This is a genomic window from Saccharomonospora amisosensis (assembly GCF_011761185.1).
Classification (GTDB): Bacteria; Actinomycetota; Actinomycetes; order Mycobacteriales; family Pseudonocardiaceae; genus Saccharomonospora_A; species Saccharomonospora_A amisosensis.
This window is the reverse complement of sequence record NZ_JAAOYM010000001.1, coordinates 577086-592626: the sequence shown is the minus strand read 5'-3', so window position 1 is coordinate 592626 and position 15541 is coordinate 577086. Positions and strand designations below refer to the sequence as shown.

Below are 15541 nucleotides of genomic sequence, written 5' to 3'. Positions count from 1 at the left end.
TACGCGGTTGTCGTACCGCAGCGTCATTAGACCACGGTGGGCCGACAGTCCCGGGTAGGCCGCCCGGCGCGTCCGGGGGCGGGAACTCGGTAGGCTTACGAGTCGTGACCGTGCACGCCATCCGCATCGCAGGCGACCCCGTCCTGCACACGCCCACCCGTGAGGTGGACAAGTTCGACGGTGAGCTCGCCACGCTCGTCGACGACATGTTCGAGACGATGTACGCCGCTGAAGGGGTCGGTCTCGCCGCCAACCAGATCGGTGTCGACCTGCGACTGTTCGTCTATGACTGCCCTGACGACGAGGGGGTCCGGCACAAGGGTGTCGTCGTCAATCCGAGGTTGGAGACCTCGCAGGTTCCCGAGACGATGCCCGATCCCGACGACGACTGGGAGGGTTGCCTCTCGGTGCCCGGCGAGTCGTTCCCGACTGGTCGCGCCGACTGGGCCAAGGTCACCGGCTACGACATCGAGGGTCAGCCGATCGAGGTAGCTGGCACCGGCTACTTCGCGCGTTGCCTGCAGCACGAGACCGACCACCTCGACGGCTACCTCTACCTCGATCGTCTCGTGGGACGTCACGCCCGCGCCGCGAAGAAGATGCTCAAGGCGAACAACTGGGGCGTTCCCGGCAACAGCTGGCTGCCCGAGGACTGAGCCCGGCAAGGTCGCCCTGCTAAGCCCAGGGCGAACACAAGGCCTTCCGAGCCGTTACGGACGCACAATCGAGTAGTTAACGTAACGGTGTAATCGGCTGGCGGTGGTTGCGGTGTCCGAAGCGACGCCCGATATCGAAGCGCTGGATGCCTACTCCCGCGCGGTGAGTTCCGTGGCGAGGTCGGTTACACCTCGTGTCGCGAGTGTTCGGCTGGGCATGGGCGGCGGTTCCGCCGTGGTCCTCGACGACGAAGGCCACCTGCTGACGAACGCGCACGTCGTGGGCCGTGCGAGAACCGGCACGGCGACCTTCTCCGACGGCGGCGAGTCGGACTTCGACGTCGTCGGCGCCGACCCGCTTTCCGACCTGGCGGTGCTGCGCTCGCGAGGGCGAACACCGCCGCCCGCGGCGCTAGGCGACGCCGACCGGCTCGTGGTTGGGCAACTTGTGGTGGCGGTGGGCAGCCCACTCGGCTTCTCCGGCTCGGTAACCGCGGGGGTCGTCAGCGCGCTCGGCAGAGCCATCCCCGCACGGCAGGGGCGAGCCGCCAGGGTGATCGAGGACGTTATCCAGACCGACGCGGCGCTCAACCCCGGCAACTCCGGTGGTGCACTGGCCGACTCGACGGGCAAGGTCGTCGGTATCAACACGGCCGTCGCCGGGCTCGGCCTCGGGCTCGCCGTACCTGTGAACGCCACGACCAGGCGGATCATCGACACCTTGCTGGTCGAGGGCAGGGTGCGACGCGCCTATCTCGGTGTGGTCGGCGTGCCTGCCCCGCTTCCGGACGACGTCGCGCGGCGCACCGGGCAGCGCGCGGGGCTTCGGGTCGTCGAGGTCATCGTGGGCGGGCCCGCGGAAAGGGCCGGACTCCGAGCGGGTGACCTCGTGCTCACCGTGGGACGCGAGCAAGTCAGCGACGCACAGGGCATCCAGCGGCGACTGTTCGCCGAAGTCATCGGTGTGCGACTGGCGATCACGGTGCTACGAAACGGCGCGATGGTGGACGTGTTCGCCATTCCGACCGAACTGGTGGGTTGAGGTCTGCCACCTGTCGTGGCATGGTCGCAGGGGACAATTACACATCGCGGGAGCTCGCGCCTTGGCGGGCTGAGAGGGCGGCTGGTGTCCGTTTCGTGGACCCGGTGCCGCCGACCGCATGAACCTGACCGGGTAATGCCGGCGTAGGGAGTGATTTTCGCGTGACCACACTGGAAAGCGGCGCCGACGTCCAGCCCACCGTCACCACCGGACCGATCACCGGCTCGCGCAAGGTGTACCACCTGACCGAATCCGGGCTCAGGGTGCCCGCTAGGCGAATCGACCTGTCCACTGGCGGTCACTTCGACGTCTACGACACCTCGGGGCCCTACACCGACCCCGATGCCGTGATCGACGTACACAGTGGACTCCACCCGACACGGTCCGGCTGGGCGGACGGTCGGGAGCACAACACCCAACTCGGCTGGGCCAAGGCGGGTGTCATCACCCGCGAGATGGAGTTCGTCGCGGCAAGGGAACGGGTCGATTCGGAGTTCGTTCGCTCCGAAGTGGCCAGCGGGCGTGCGATCATCCCGGTCAACCGCAAGCATCCCGAGTCCGAGCCGATGATCATCGGCAAGAACTTCCTGGTGAAGGTCAACGCCAACATGGGCAACTCGGCCGTGTGGTCCTCGGTCGAGGAAGAGGTCGACAAGATGGTGTGGGCTACCCGGTGGGGCGCCGACACGATCATGGACCTGTCCACCGGCAAGCACATTCACACCACTCGCGAGTGGATCTTGCGTAACTCGCCCGTTCCCGTAGGCACCGTCCCGATCTACCAGGCGCTGGAAAAGGTCGGCGGCGAGCCGGAGAAACTCAGCTGGGAGATCTACCGCGACACCGTCATCGAACAGTGTGAGCAGGGCGTCGACTACATGACAGTGCACGCGGGCGTGCTGCTGCGGTACGTGCCGCTCACCGCGAACCGGGTCACCGGAATCGTCTCCCGAGGAGGCTCCATCATGGCGGCGTGGTGCCTGGCGCACCACACGGAGTCCTTCCTGTACACCCACTTCGAAGAGCTGTGCGAGATCCTGCGTGCCTACGACGTCACGTTCTCGCTCGGCGACGGTCTTCGGCCCGGCTCCATCGCCGATGCCAACGACCGCGCCCAGTTCGCGGAGTTGGAGACGCTCGGCGAACTCACCCACATCGCTCGCGAACACGACGTCCAGGTGATGATCGAGGGACCTGGTCACGTGCCCATGCACAAGATCAAGGAGAACGTCGAACTGGAGGAGCGGCTCTGCGGCGAGGCGCCCTTCTACACCCTTGGCCCGCTCGCGACCGATATCGCGCCCGCGTACGACCACATCACCTCGGCGATCGGCGCCGCCCAGATCGGTTGGTACGGCACCGCCATGCTCTGCTACGTGACTCCGAAGGAGCACCTCGGCCTTCCCAACCGCGACGACGTGAAGACCGGTGTGATCACCTACAAGATCGCCGCCCACAGCGCCGATCTCGCCAAGGGACACCCCTACGCGCAGCAGTGGGACGACGAGCTTTCCAAGGCCCGGTTCGAGTTCAGGTGGAACGACCAGTTCAACCTCTCGCTCGACCCCGACACCGCACGCTCGTTCCACGACGAGACGCTGCCTGCCGAACCGGCCAAGACCGCGCACTTCTGCTCGATGTGCGGACCGAAGTTCTGCTCCATGCGGATCACCCAGGACGTGCGCAAGTACGCCGAGGAGCACGGGCTGTCCAGCGTCGAGGCGATCGATGCCGGGATGCGGGAGAAGTCACGGGAGTTCAACGAGCACGGCAACCAGGTCTACCTGCCGGTGGTCGAGCGCGAGTGACTCCGACGCCCAAGACCGCGCTCACCATCGCGGGTTCCGACTCCGGTGGTGGAGCAGGGCTGCAGGCCGATCTGCGCACCTTCTTCGCCTGCGGGGTGCACGGGATGACCGCGGTGACGGCCGTGACCGTGCAGAACTCGCTCGGAGTGGCGGGATTCAGCGAGATCCCCGTGGACGTGGTCACCGCGCAGATCACCGCGGTCGCGGGCGATATGGGAGTGAACGCGGCGAAGACGGGCATGCTCGCGACGGTGGAGATCATCGAGGCCGTCGCGAGCACACTCGACGAGGTCGGCATCGGCAGAGGCACGCAGTCCCACGTACCGCTCGTCGTCGATCCCGTGGCCGCCTCCATGCACGGTGACGCTCTGCTGCGGCAGGACGCTCTCGAGGCGCTGCGCACGGAACTGTTGCCACGCGCCACGCTGGCCACCCCGAACCTGGACGAGGTGCTGCTGCTCACCGGTGTGCGGGTCAGTGACGGGCAGAGCCAGCGCGAGGCGGCGCAGGCACTGCTGGAACTCGGCCCGCAGTGGGTGTTGGTCAAGGGCGGGCATCTGGTGAACAGCCCGCGGTGCGTGGACCTGCTCTCCGACGGCACGCACATCGTGGAACTCGGCGGGCCTCGCTACGAGACCGAGCACACGCACGGCGGAGGTGACACACTCGCTTCCGCGATCACTGCGGGGCTGGCGAAGGGTCTCGGGGTGCCCGACGCGGTGTCGTCGGGCAAGCGGTTCATCGAGCGCAGCGTCGCCGAGGCGTATCCGCTTGGCGCTGGAGTCGGTCCCGTCTCCCCGTTCTGGCGGCTCTCGCAAAGCGACTGAGCGGCCGTCAGGCGTCGAAATCCGGGCTCGGCAAGCCACGGTCACCCAGCATCGACTCGATGAACGGAGCGTGAACGAACGACGTTTTCACCGTGGGCACCGTTGATCCACTCGTAGGCTTGTCCGTCCCGCCAACGGAAACGGGTGCCACGCATGAGTCCAGGCCAACGGTTGGAGGCCGTCGCCGAGCTACTGCTCTCCAACCAGGGCAGTCTCGTCCTCGGAATCGCTGCCCTGCTCGCGATCGCGGCACCGTTCGCCGACCGCTACCTCATCCGGCGCAAACGGCTGTACTACCGGGTTCAGTACAACTCGAAACTCGGGTTGAGCCCGGTTGACCTGCAAGACCACGACGACTCCGTGAAGCACGCCGACCCCGAGTTGCAGCCCATCGCCGAGTTGCTCGACCGGATGAGCATCGTGGTGATCCGCGTTCGCAACACCGGAATCGACGACATCTCGGCGGCGGACCTGAAGGACGACCCCATCGAGTTCACCTTCGGCGGCCGGGTGATCTGGAACGCTCGTATCTCCGAACCCTCGATCGAGACGCACCGCAAGAAGCTGAAGAACAGCCTCGAGTTCTTCACTACCGACACCAACGGCAACGGCTATGAAGACAACACGCTCGACAACGTCCGGGTCTCGTTGGGCAGGCGGCTGTCGGCGTGGTTGCGTGGCGAACCGGTGGACAGGGCGGCTCAGTCCAGCGCGAGCCAGCCCGCACCGCGATGGCACGGCGTCCGATTCCGGGAAATTTCCCTGCAGCGCAAGGAGAAGTTCAAGCTCGTTGTCGTGCTGCGGGAACCGGACGGCAACATCGAAGGCGAACTCACCAAGGAGGTGCGTTGTTCCGGGCATGTGGCGGGCGGCCGCATCCTCGACGAGCGGCGACAGCGGCGAATCACCTGGCCAAGGCTCACCGCTACGTTCGGTGTGCTGCTTACCGGTGCGCTGCTCGCCACGCTGCTGGTGAACGCGTCACAACCGGGCGCGGCCTCGGACATTCCGTGTGCTGACGGCCGGTTGCGGGTGGTCGGCTCCAGCGCCTTCATCCCGGTCGTCGAGCGAATCGCCACCGAGTACACCCGCACCTGCGCGGGCGCTGAAATCGACACCGATGCCACGGGCAGTATCGGCGGGGTACGCATGCTGGCGGCGGCTCAGGACGAGCCGGACGAGCTCGCGGCGCTCTCCGACGGCGAGAGCGGAGCGGCCACTCCCGAACTCGTCGCCCAGCCGATCGCCGTCATCGTCTACACCGTTGTGGTCAACGACTCGGTCGGCGTCGACAGCCTGAGCATCGAGCAGATCAGAGGCATCCACGAGGGCCGCTACCGCGACTGGAATCAACTTCGCGATGGGCCTTCGCTGCCGATCCGTATCGTCGGCAGAGGCCAGGAATCCGGTTCGAGACAGACGTTCGAGGCCACAGTGCTCGGTGCCTCCGAAGCAGGGCTTTCCTCGGATTCCTGTGAGGATGCCGACCGGGGAAGCGGTTCACCACTGATCCGTTGTGAGCGAAGCACCGAGGCGCAGGTGGTGGCCGAGGTCGCGGACACGGCGGGTGCCATCGGCTACGTCGACCTGCCGTCGGCGATCGACGCGAGAACCGATGGTCACCCGCTCACCGTTGTCCGGCTCGGCGACAGGTATCCGGACGCGAACAACATCGAGCACGGCTACCCGTTCTGGGCGATCGAGTACCTCTACACCAGGGGCGCGCCCGACGACGGATCGGTGCTGCGAGGCTTCATCGACTACCTGCGCAGCGGCACCGCCCGTGCGGAGCTTCGCGAGACCGGGTACACGCCGTGTATCGGCAGGAACGGTGTGCCGCATCGGCTGTGTCGCGGTTGACAGGGGCGGCGGCGAACCGGGATGCGTGCGCCACACTGTTCGGATGAGCGAGCAGCGACCTCCGGCCGCGTTGACCATCGCCGGCTCCGACTCCGGCGGTGCGGCCGGGCTGCAGGCCGACCTGCGCACGTTTCTCACCTGCGGGGTACACGGGCTGGTCGCGGTGACGGCTGTGACCGTGCAGAACACTCTCGGCGTGCACGCGCGCAGCGACATCGGAGCGGACATCGTCGCGGGGCAGATCGAGGCCGTCACCTCCGACATGGGCGCGCAGGCGGCCAAGACCGGAATGCTTGCCTCAGCCGAGATCATCACCGCGGTGCGGCGGGCGTGTGAGAAGGCGGGCATCGGACGGGCAGCGGCGATGCCGTTGGTGGTAGACCCCGTGGCGGCTTCCATGCACGGCCGCCCGCTTTTCGACGCCGAAGGCCTGGCCGCGCTGCGGGAGGAGTTGCTGCCGATGGCGACCGTGCTTACTCCCAACCTCGACGAGGTGCGGTTGCTGACCGGAAGTGCCGTGACCGACCGTGACTCGATGCGGGCCGCCGCGGCGGCACTGCACGCGATGGGGCCGGAGTACGTGCTGGTGAAGGGCGGTCATCTCGAGGGTGACCCGGAATGCGTCGACCTGCTCTACGACGGTCAGACGTACACCGAGTTGCGGGGGCCCCGGTTCGACACTCGGCATACGCACGGCGCGGGCGACGTGATGGCCGCCGCACTGACCGCGGGGCTGGCGCGCGGGATGGCGGTTCCCGAGGCCGTGCGATACGGGAAGTGGTACGTCAGCAATGCCGTCCGGCACTCCTATCCCATGGGTGCCGAGGTCGGTCCCGTCTCGGCCTTCTGGCGGCTCGCCTCCGAATCGGGTCCGGAAGGCGAGGGCCCGATCCGGAGGCGAGAAGCGAGGGGCTGAGCGGTGAGCTGCGCAGAACTCGTGGACGGGAACGCAGAACTCGCGGGCAGGAGCGGGGGACTCGCGGGCAGGAGCGGGGGACTCGCGGGCAGGAGCGGGGGACTCGCGGGCAGGAGCGGGGGACTCGCGGGCAGGAGCGGCTCACGACTCTTCGTCGGTCAGCAGCGCCTCCAGCGCGGGAAGCGCCGCGGTCAGCGCTTCGCGATGTTCGGGCGAGAGCCGGGCGATGCGCCGGTCCAGCTCTTCGATCCGGGTGGAGCGCACCCCGGAGAGCAACCGCTCGCCCTCTTCGGTCACGGTCGCGAGCCACGCCCTGCGGTCGGCCGGGTCGGACTCCCTGCGCACGTACCCGGCGTCGACGAGCGCGGCGACGATGCGCGACATCGTGGCCGCGGCCACGCCCTCCTTGGCAGCCAGATCACCGAGCCGCAACTGGCCGTAGGCGGCGAGTGTGGCCAGTGCCGAGATCGCACCGTGTCCGGGCCCGGGCGCACCGGCCTGCCGAAGCGAGCGCGACAGCCTGCCGATGGCGAGGAACAGCCTGCCGGGTACGTCCTGTGACGACGCGGTCACCTGGAACTCCTTAGATCCACGCACGGCTCGAGATCGCGGTTCACCATACGTGGCGGGCTGTGCGCCACTAGCGTGAACCCACCGGCGGCGGTTCAGCGTGGCGGGCTGGATGCCTGTGCCCAGAACCGTTGCGGGACGCGGCCCGCGTCACGAGCGAGCCTGCCCGCGACCACCGCAGAGCGCATGGCGGCCGCCATGCGTTCGGGGTCCTGCGCCCTTGTCACCGCCGTCGACAACAGGACGGCGGCGCAACCAAGCTCCATCGCCAGTGCCGCGTCGGAGGCGGTGCCGATGCCCGCGTCCAGAATGATCGGCACACCTGCCCTCGCCACGATCAACTCGATGTTGTGCGGGTTGCGGATGCCCAGTCCCGTGCCGATCGGAGCACCAAGCGGCATGACGGCGGCACAACCAGCTTCCTCCAGCCGCAGGGCAAGCACCGGATCGTCGTTGGTGTAGGCCAGCACGGTGAACCCGTCGGCCACCAGTTGTTCCGCTGCCTCCAGCGTCTCGATCGGGTCGGGCAGCAGGGTGCGGTCGTCGGCGTGCACCTCCAGCTTGATGAGGTCGGTGTCGAGCGCCTCCCGTGCCAGCCGCGCCGTCAGCACGGCCTCGGCCGCGTTTCGGCAGCCCGCGGTGTTGGGCAGCAGCCGGATACCGAGCGTGCGCAGCAGGTCGAGCACGCCGGAGCCGCCCTCGGCGTCGGCGCGCCGCATCGCCACGGTGGTCAGTTCGGTGCCGGAAGCCACCAGGGCCCGTCGAAGCACCTTCAGGTTGCTCGCCCCTCCGGTGCCGATGATCAGCCGTGAGGTCAGCTTGTGCTCACCGATCACCAGGTGGTCGCCGAAGTCGTCGGTCATGCCTAGCCTCCTTGCACGGCGGTCAGGATCTCCAGGTGTGAACCACTCGGCACGACGACATCGGCCCAGTCGCGTCGCTGGACGACCTCGCCGTCCAGCGCCACCGCCACACCCTGCTTCTCGGTACCCATGGCCATGAGCAGGTCCGTGACGGTGCTGCCCTCCGGAAACTCCCGCTCATCGCCGTTGACGTGAACGCGCATCACACTCGTTCCTCACTTCGCATCCGGCCCGGATGTGCTCGGTGGACTCCCGGGGGTGTCGGGGCACCGGCCAGCCACGCGAGCGCCGCGTCCGCCGTGACCGGAGCCAGCAACAAGCCGTTGCGGTGGTGCCCGGTCGCCGCGAACACCCCGTCATCGAGCACGCCGAGGTAGGGCAGGTTGTCGGCACTGCTCGCCCGCAACCCCGCCCTTGCCTCCGTGAGCTCGTACTCGGCCACACTCGGAAAGACCCGCTCGGCCCCTTCGAGCAGCTCCCGGACTCCCCTTGCGGTGACCGTCTCGTCGAATCCGGCCTCGTACTGGGTCGCGCCGAGCACGAGTTCGTCGCCTGCGCGTGGCACCAGGTAGATCGGCCTGCCTTCGACCATCGCGCGGATCGTGCCGCTCGGGGGCGGCAGGGTTGCCCTGCGCGCCCGCAGCCGCAGGATCTCGCCCTTCAGCGGCCGTACCTGGCCGCAGAGCTCGGGATGCAGTCTCGCGCTCCAGGCACCGGCTGCCAGCACGACGGCGCGGAACCGGTGCTCGGCCGTCTCCGTGCGCACCGTACGGCCGTCGAGGCCGGTCACGCGTTCGGCGACGAAGTGAGCGCCTCGGCGCCGGGCTCCCGCGTGCAGTGCCCGCAGCAGCGCGCGGTTGTCCACGGCGAGGTCACCAGGCACGAGCAAACCGGACCGCACCGCGCCTGCGAGCCCGGGTTCGGTCTTTCGCAGTTGCCGCCCCGGCACAAGTGACGCCTGCCTGCCCAGCCGGTGCAGGTAACCGGCCAGTATGTCGAGTTGGCCTGCGTCGGCGCTGTCGAAGGCCGCCACGACCGTCCCGGCAGTGGACAGCCCAGGGTCCATGCCCTCGGCAGCAAGGTCGGCCGCGAAGGAAGGCCAGCGTCGAAGGGACTCCTCACCGAGTTCAAGCACGTCCTCCTCGCCCGGCCAGGCCTCGGTGACCGGCGCCAGCATCCCGCCCGCGACCCAGGACGCGCCGCCGCGCACCGGTCGCGGGTCGAAGATGGTGACCTGGTGGCCCGCCGCGGCCGCTCGCCACGCCACGGCCAGGCCGATAACGCCCGCGCCCACGATCGCGACGGCTGTGGTGTCAGTCATGAGATCACGCTCCCTGCGCCGGCATGACCCGGATCAGGTTCCACGGTCGGAGCGGCGGCTCCCTCTCAGCCCGTGCCTCGGGCTCCCGTGCGGACGTCACCACCGTACAGTGATCCCATGCCCGGGCTCAACGGTGACCAGATAAGGCAGCGACTAGCCGAAGCCAGGCTGTACCTGTGTACCGATGCCCGCCGCTCCCGTGGCGATCTCGCCGAGTTCGCCGACGCGGCACTGGCGGGTGGCGTCGACATCATCCAACTGCGAGACAAGACCGACGGCACGCTGGAGGCCAGCGAGGAGATCGAGGCGCTGGAGGTGCTGGCGCGGGCCTGCGCGAAACACGGTGCGCTGCTCTCGGTGAACGACCGCGCCGACATCGCGCTCGCCGTCCAGGCCGATGTGCTGCATCTGGGGCAGGACGACCTCCCGGTATCCGTGGCACGGCGGATTCTCGGCGACGATCCGGTGATCGGCAGGTCGACGCACTCGCTGGAAGAGGCTCGCCGGGCGGCCACCGAGGACGGCGTGGACTACTTCTGCGTGGGGCCGTGCTGGCCGACCCCGACGAAACCGGGCAGGCCAGCGCCCGGACTGGAGCTGGTTCGCGCAGTGGCGGAAGGGATCGACACCACCCGCCCGTGGTTCGCGATCGGTGGCATCGACGAGCGGCGCGTCGGCGAGGTAGTGGCCGCGGGTGCACGACGTGCGGTCGTGGTGCGGGCCATCACCGAAGCCGAGGACCCGGCTGCGGCCGCGACCACCTTGCGCCAGGCCTTGCAACCCCACGACAGCTAGCAAAGGCGCTGGTCAGCACGTCAACTCGCGACCAGGTCGGCTGCCTGCATGGCTGCCCTTCACGGCCGGAAACGGCCTAACCGCCCGGCACCGACGCGTCGCCGGGATCGGGTACGGAGTCGTCCGACGGGGCGGTCGGCGGTGGCTGTTGCTGCTCTCGTGTGGTCGACTCGGTCGGCTCGGTCGTGGACGTGGTGTCCTCGGTCGGTGAGGTTTCGGTAGAGCCCGGCTCCGACTCCTCGGTCACCGACGGCGAAGGTGTGCTGTCCGGGTCCTGCTGGTCTGGCTGGTCCTGCCCCGGCTGGCCTGCTCCTCCGCCTACGAGCCTGCCCACAGTGGTGGCACCCTCACCGGAAAGCGACTTGCCGGTGACACCCTCGAAGCCGGTGATCAGCGCCATCCCGATCACGAAGGCGACGACGCTGGTGGCGAGCAGCCACGGCCAGCGTCGCTTCCACCACTGTTTGTGTTCATTCGGCTCCTGCGGCTCCCCTCCGGGGTCGGGCAGTGGTCCGGCGGGCTGGGTCGGCTGCTCGGTCAGCGGCGCCTCGGCATGCGTGGCCCGTTCGGACTGGCCGTGCCTGTGGGGCAACCTGCCCCCCGCCTCGGTGAGCGCTCGAGCGGCTACCCGGGTGCGCTCCATGGAGCGCAGGAACAGTTCGCTGCCCACCGTGAAAACGACGCTGAACAGTCCCGCACCGAGCACCGTTCCGTAGACGCCGAGGGTCGAGCCGAGGAACGCGGCCGCGGTGGCCGCCAGTCCCGCCGCGATCACCTGTGCCGGTCTGAGGCCACCCTTGGTCGGCTGCTCCGCCGTCTTCGTCTCCTTCTCCCCGACCATGATCTCGATTCACTCGCGTTCGCCGGTCTCTCGGTATGGCAACGAGAAGCACGTCCGGAATGCTCCCCACGTTGCCCGAAGTGAGCCCGCAGTGAGCCAGCAGTGAGCCCGCAGTGACACTGCCACTACGTCTGATGTGGACTCCAGGGTCACCGCGCGGGGATGCCCCCGGCGGTGAGCCACCACCACGACGGACGACCGGCGACCCACTGTCGGCGCCCATTCGAGCGACAGCATCGATTACCCCGGATGGGCCACCCACGAACGTGTCGGCCGCACCACGCCGACGGCGCGTTGCCCGGCCGCGAGTGCGCTCCGGTTCCGCCGGGAGCCAGCCGTCACGGCCGGGTCAGCGTTGTGACGAACTTGTACCGGTCACCACGGTAGATCGAGCGAACGAACTCCACCGGCTTGCCGTCGGAGGCGAAGGTCTGCCTGGAGAGCAGCAACACCGGCATTCCGACGTCAGCCCCGAGCAGCTCCGCCTCCTGCGGACCCGCCAGCGACGTCTCGATGGTCTCCTCCGCACGTTCCAGCCGCACGCCGTAGCGCTCCCGCAACGCCTCGTACAGGGAACCGCCCTGCGCGATCTGCTTTCGGATGCCACGGAACCTGGCCAGTGGCAGGTGCGTCGTCTCCAGCGCCATGGGCTCGTCGTCGGCGAGCCGCAGCCTGCGCAACTTGAGCACTTTTGCCCCGGTACGGACACCGAGTAGCTTCGGCAGGTCGCCCTCGGCGACGATCTCCTCGATCTCCAGCAACTGCGAGGAGGGCTCCCTGCCCTGCGCCCGCATGTCCTCGGTGTACGAGGACAACTGCAGCCGTTGCGCCATCTTCGGCTCGGCCGCGAATGTGCCCTTGCCCTGCACCCGGTGAAGCCTGCCCTCTGCCGTGAGGTCCGCCAGCGCTTGGCGCACGGTGGTGCGGGAGACGTGAAAATCCCCCGCGAGCGAACGCTCGGTGGGGATAGGAGATCCCGCTGGCATCGACTCCAGCAGATCGAGCAGATGCTGCTTCAGCGACCAGTACTTGGGCTCGCGCTGGCCGCGGGTGCTCGCAACTGCCTCCAACATGACCGACTCCCTCACTGAATAGGTACCCACCTACCGTGGAAAGTACCCTTCGAATACTACGTTGAACGTGCCTACTATTGGTCTAGACCGCAGCCTGACCGGGTCGGGTGACCCGGCTGGCCGACCGGAGGGACCACCGTGAAAGAGGGCAGAACCGGCGAGCGAATGACGGCGGAGATCAACGAGCAACCCGAGGTGCTCGCCGCACTGGTCGAGACGAGGGCCGAGATCGCCACCGTGGCGCGTTCGATCGCCGAGCGTTCACCCCGGTTCGCCCTGCTGGTTGCCCGCGGTTCCAGCGACCATGCGGCGCTGTACGCGAAGTACCTCATCGAGATCCTGCTGGGTCTGCCAGCCGGGCTCGCGTCGCCGTCGACGACAACGCTGTACGACGCGCACCCCGACCTGCGAGACGTCCTAGTGGTCACCGTCAGCCAGAGCGGCAGCTCGCCCGACCTGCTCGAGGCCACGGTCTCTGCCAAGGCTGGTGGCGCGCTGACACTCGCGGTCACCAACACCCCGTCGTCACCACTGCACGACGTCGCGGAGTTCTCCGTGCAGATCAGGGCTGGGCAGGAACTGGCCGTGGCCGCCACGAAGACGTACTCCGCCACGCTGCTCGCGCTCTACCTGCTGGTCGACGCGGCGCGAGGGGGAAGTGGTGAGCACGTGCGCGACATCGGCGAGCTGGCACGGCAGGCGTTGGTCGAGTCCTCGGAAGGGGTGGAACGGGCCGTCGAGCGCTACCGTTTCGCCGACCGACTGATAACCACGGCCAGAGGCTACTCATTCGCCACCGCGCTGGAGGCCGCGCTCAAACTCACCGAGACCAGCTACCTCACCACCCGCGCCTACAGCGGTGCCGACCTGCTGCACGGGCCGGTCGCCGCCGTCGACACCGACACCGCCGTGCTGGCGGTAACGAGCGAAGGCAGGGGTGGCGGCGCGATGTGGGACGTGCTCGACGCCGTGTCCGGGCGCGGCGCCGACGTGCTCACGGTGGGCTCCGCCGCCGCCAGCATGCCCGCGTCGCTGTGCATCCCGTTGCCCGAAACGACGGAGGAAATCGCCCCGATCCTGGAGGTGCTGCCGGTGCAACGGCTCGCACTGGGCCTCGCGCTGGCGAGGGGGTTCGACCCCGACCGACCGCGTGGCCTGCACAAGGTGACGAGGACCAGGTGACAGCGGGTTTCGTCGTTGGTGTCGACGCTGGCGGAACCGCGACCAGGGCACTCGCTGTCGACGAAAGCGGCGAGGTGCTCGGATTCGCGACAGCGAGCGGCGGCAATCCCAACTCCTGCCCGCCGAGCCGAGCCGCCGAGGCGATCGGCTCCGCGATCGCGGGGGCCTCGGCCGGGTTGGCCGCCTCCGACCTGCGAGCATGCGTGGTCGGCTTGGCCGGGCGCAGCAAGCTGACCGACCCGACCGTCGCAGCGATCTTCCAGCGGGCGATGGCAGACCTCCCGGTGTCACCCGCCGTGGTGTCCGACGCCGATGCCGCGTTCGCGTCGGCGACGGCACAACCGGACGGAACCGTGCTCGTGGCAGGCACCGGTTCGATCGCCGCGCGCATCCGGGACAGACGGACCGTTGCCACCGTGGGCGGCTACGGCTGGCTGCTCGGCGACGAGGGGTCGGGCTTCTGGCTGGGGCGCGAAGCCGTCAGGGCAACGCTCGACGGCCTTGCCCACGGTTGCCTCGGTGCACTCGGGCACGCCGTGCTCAGCAGCGCGGCGGTACACCCAGAAGACCCACACGCCGCTAACCGGCTCATCACCGAGGTCAACGGGCAACCGCCAGTTCGCCTCGACCGGTTCGCACCGCTGGTGAGCCGGGCCCACGCCGAGGGCGATCCGGTCGCGCTGGCCATCGTCAAGCGTGCGGCGGGATTGCTCATGGACACCGCCATAGCGGCAAGGGACGAAGGCGAGCGCACCCCCGTCGTGCTCGCGGGCAGCGTGCTGGGCGTTGGCAGCCCGGTCGGCACGCTGGTGCGAGAGGGGTTGGCAAAGTGGCATCCGCTGTCCAGCGGGGACGGTGCGCTCGGCGCCGCATGGCTGGCCGCGGTACGAGCCTTCGGTGACGGCGCAGCGCGTCCGAGACGAGTACCGTAGGTAGCGGGCCCCCGGACCTCCCCCTCGCCGGGGGCCCTTACTCGTCGGAGGTGGCCACCGGTTCGCCCGCCGCCCGTCGTGGCTGCGGCTGCCGCAACCCCGGGTGATCGTCGGGCAGCGCGCGGTACAGCACCCAGCCACTCACCGCGATAGTCAGCGCCACAAGGGGCCACGACAGCACCGTGCGCGCCACCCCCAGCGCGACGACCTCTCCTGCCCACCACAGCGAGCCGTACACAACGACTCGCAGCACGTACTGGCTGACCCACACCCAACTGGCAACCGAGTAGGCCGCGAGCAGCGCCGAATCCCGTCGCCACTTGGTGCGCTGCCCGAGCGCGAACCCCACGACGACGCCGAGCAGCGGCCACCTCAGCGCGATGCTCGCCGCCCATACCAGTGAGCTGGCCACATTGGACAGCAGTTGCAGCAGGAAGAAGTCCTCGGCCCTGCCGGTGTGCAAAGCGACCAGCGCCGCCGCGATGACCGCGGCGAGACTTACCAGCACCGCCCTCGCCCGGTCGCCCCGAAGTAACCGGAAAGCGCCGACCAGCACGCTGACCGCGATCGCGGTGACCGCTCCCCAACCGATAGAGGAATCGGCCAACAACCAACCGAGCACGAAGGCGACCGGCGGCAGGCTGGCGTCGATCGCGCCCTTGCTTCCGCCGAGCAGGCTGGCCAACGACTCGCGGTTGGGCTCGGTGGTCGGGCGCTCCTGCACGGTGTCCAGCCTGCCTCACATCCAGCGGTTAGGGCACCCTTTGTCGGAGAGGTTCACCACATGATCCGAAAAACCGGCTGCACGGTGCACGCCACGGGAAGAAACTATGACTTCCGATCAACCGACGGTGG

The 15541-nt window shown here is 68.6% G+C and carries 16 protein-coding genes and 1 riboswitch; of the genes, 9 read left to right on the top strand and 7 right to left on the bottom strand.

Annotated features, from left to right (window positions below):
- Positions 1-104 precede the first annotated feature (104 nt).
- The 6 genes from FHU38_RS02975 (at position 105) to thiD (FHU38_RS02950) (ending at position 7109) form a co-directional block, all read left to right on the top strand.
- Positions 105-656: a peptide deformylase gene (locus tag FHU38_RS02975; protein WP_167166256.1), complete on the top strand. Its 552-nt coding sequence runs from the start codon at positions 105-107 to the stop codon at positions 654-656.
- A gap of 112 nt (positions 657-768) precedes the next feature.
- Complete coding sequence (locus FHU38_RS02970) at positions 769-1698, top strand: S1C family serine protease (RefSeq protein WP_313886649.1); 930 nt, start codon at positions 769-771, stop codon at positions 1696-1698.
- Positions 1699-1859: 161 nt separating this feature from the next.
- Positions 1860-3506 (top strand): phosphomethylpyrimidine synthase ThiC, encoded by a 1647-nt coding sequence (gene thiC, locus FHU38_RS02965; protein ID WP_313886648.1) that lies wholly within the window; start codon positions 1860-1862, stop codon positions 3504-3506.
- Positions 3503-4333, top strand: a complete 831-nt coding sequence (thiD, locus tag FHU38_RS02960; protein ID WP_167166254.1) for a bifunctional hydroxymethylpyrimidine kinase/phosphomethylpyrimidine kinase — start codon at positions 3503-3505, stop codon at positions 4331-4333. The genes thiC and thiD (FHU38_RS02960) overlap by 4 nt, the downstream gene beginning before the upstream one ends.
- 153 nt (positions 4334-4486) lie before the next feature.
- Complete coding sequence (locus FHU38_RS02955) at positions 4487-6193, top strand: PstS family phosphate ABC transporter substrate-binding protein (RefSeq protein WP_167166252.1); 1707 nt, start codon at positions 4487-4489, stop codon at positions 6191-6193.
- A gap of 43 nt (positions 6194-6236) precedes the next feature.
- Positions 6237-7109, top strand: a complete 873-nt coding sequence (thiD, locus tag FHU38_RS02950; protein ID WP_167166250.1) for a bifunctional hydroxymethylpyrimidine kinase/phosphomethylpyrimidine kinase — start codon at positions 6237-6239, stop codon at positions 7107-7109.
- A 141-nt stretch (positions 7110-7250) separates the two neighbouring features.
- Here thiD (FHU38_RS02950) and FHU38_RS02945 read toward each other — a convergent pair whose 3' ends face one another.
- The 4 genes from FHU38_RS02945 to thiO form a co-directional block, all read right to left on the bottom strand.
- The gene (locus FHU38_RS02945; RefSeq protein WP_167166248.1) at positions 7251-7682 is read right to left on the bottom strand and encodes a MarR family winged helix-turn-helix transcriptional regulator; all 432 of its coding nucleotides are present in this window, start codon (positions 7680-7682) and stop codon (positions 7251-7253) included.
- Positions 7683-7774: 92 nt separating this feature from the next.
- On the bottom strand, positions 7775-8542 hold the full coding sequence (gene thiG, locus FHU38_RS02940) for a thiazole synthase (protein WP_167166246.1): 768 nt from the start codon (positions 8540-8542) through the stop codon (positions 7775-7777).
- A gap of 2 nt (positions 8543-8544) precedes the next feature.
- The gene (thiS, locus tag FHU38_RS02935; RefSeq protein WP_167166244.1) at positions 8545-8745 is read right to left on the bottom strand and encodes a sulfur carrier protein ThiS; all 201 of its coding nucleotides are present in this window, start codon (positions 8743-8745) and stop codon (positions 8545-8547) included.
- On the bottom strand, positions 8745-9863 hold the full coding sequence (gene thiO, locus FHU38_RS02930; RefSeq protein WP_167166242.1) for a glycine oxidase ThiO: 1119 nt from the start codon (positions 9861-9863) through the stop codon (positions 8745-8747). The genes thiS and thiO overlap by 1 nt, the downstream gene beginning before the upstream one ends.
- Positions 9857-9962: riboswitch (TPP riboswitch) on the bottom strand. (Overlaps the previous gene by 7 nt.)
- Positions 9963-9980: 18 nt before the next feature.
- Between thiO and thiE the strand changes: the two genes are divergently transcribed.
- The gene (gene thiE / locus FHU38_RS02925) at positions 9981-10658 is read left to right on the top strand and encodes a thiamine phosphate synthase (protein ID WP_167166240.1); all 678 of its coding nucleotides are present in this window, start codon (positions 9981-9983) and stop codon (positions 10656-10658) included.
- A gap of 76 nt (positions 10659-10734) precedes the next feature.
- Here the strand turns inward: thiE and FHU38_RS02920 are convergent, their stop codons facing one another.
- Together FHU38_RS02920 and FHU38_RS02915 are read right to left on the bottom strand one after the other, a co-directional pair.
- Complete coding sequence (locus FHU38_RS02920) at positions 10735-11499, bottom strand: hypothetical protein (RefSeq protein WP_167166238.1); 765 nt, start codon at positions 11497-11499, stop codon at positions 10735-10737.
- A 338-nt stretch (positions 11500-11837) separates the two neighbouring features.
- Entirely contained in the window at positions 11838-12572 is a 735-nt protein-coding gene (locus FHU38_RS02915) for a GntR family transcriptional regulator (RefSeq protein WP_167166236.1), read from the bottom strand.
- A gap of 165 nt (positions 12573-12737) precedes the next feature.
- On the opposite strand from FHU38_RS02915, the gene FHU38_RS02910 reads away from it, so the two are divergent.
- Complete coding sequence (locus FHU38_RS02910) at positions 12738-13754, top strand: SIS domain-containing protein (RefSeq protein ID WP_208415890.1); 1017 nt, start codon at positions 12738-12740, stop codon at positions 13752-13754.
- Positions 13751-14686: an N-acetylglucosamine kinase gene (locus FHU38_RS02905; protein ID WP_167166232.1), complete on the top strand. Its 936-nt coding sequence runs from the start codon at positions 13751-13753 to the stop codon at positions 14684-14686. The genes FHU38_RS02910 and FHU38_RS02905 overlap by 4 nt, the downstream gene beginning before the upstream one ends.
- Before the next feature lie 37 nt (positions 14687-14723).
- Here FHU38_RS02905 and FHU38_RS02900 read toward each other — a convergent pair whose 3' ends face one another.
- Entirely contained in the window at positions 14724-15410 is a 687-nt protein-coding gene (locus FHU38_RS02900; protein ID WP_167166230.1) for a DUF3159 domain-containing protein, read from the bottom strand.
- Positions 15411-15541: the final 131 nt, after the last annotated feature.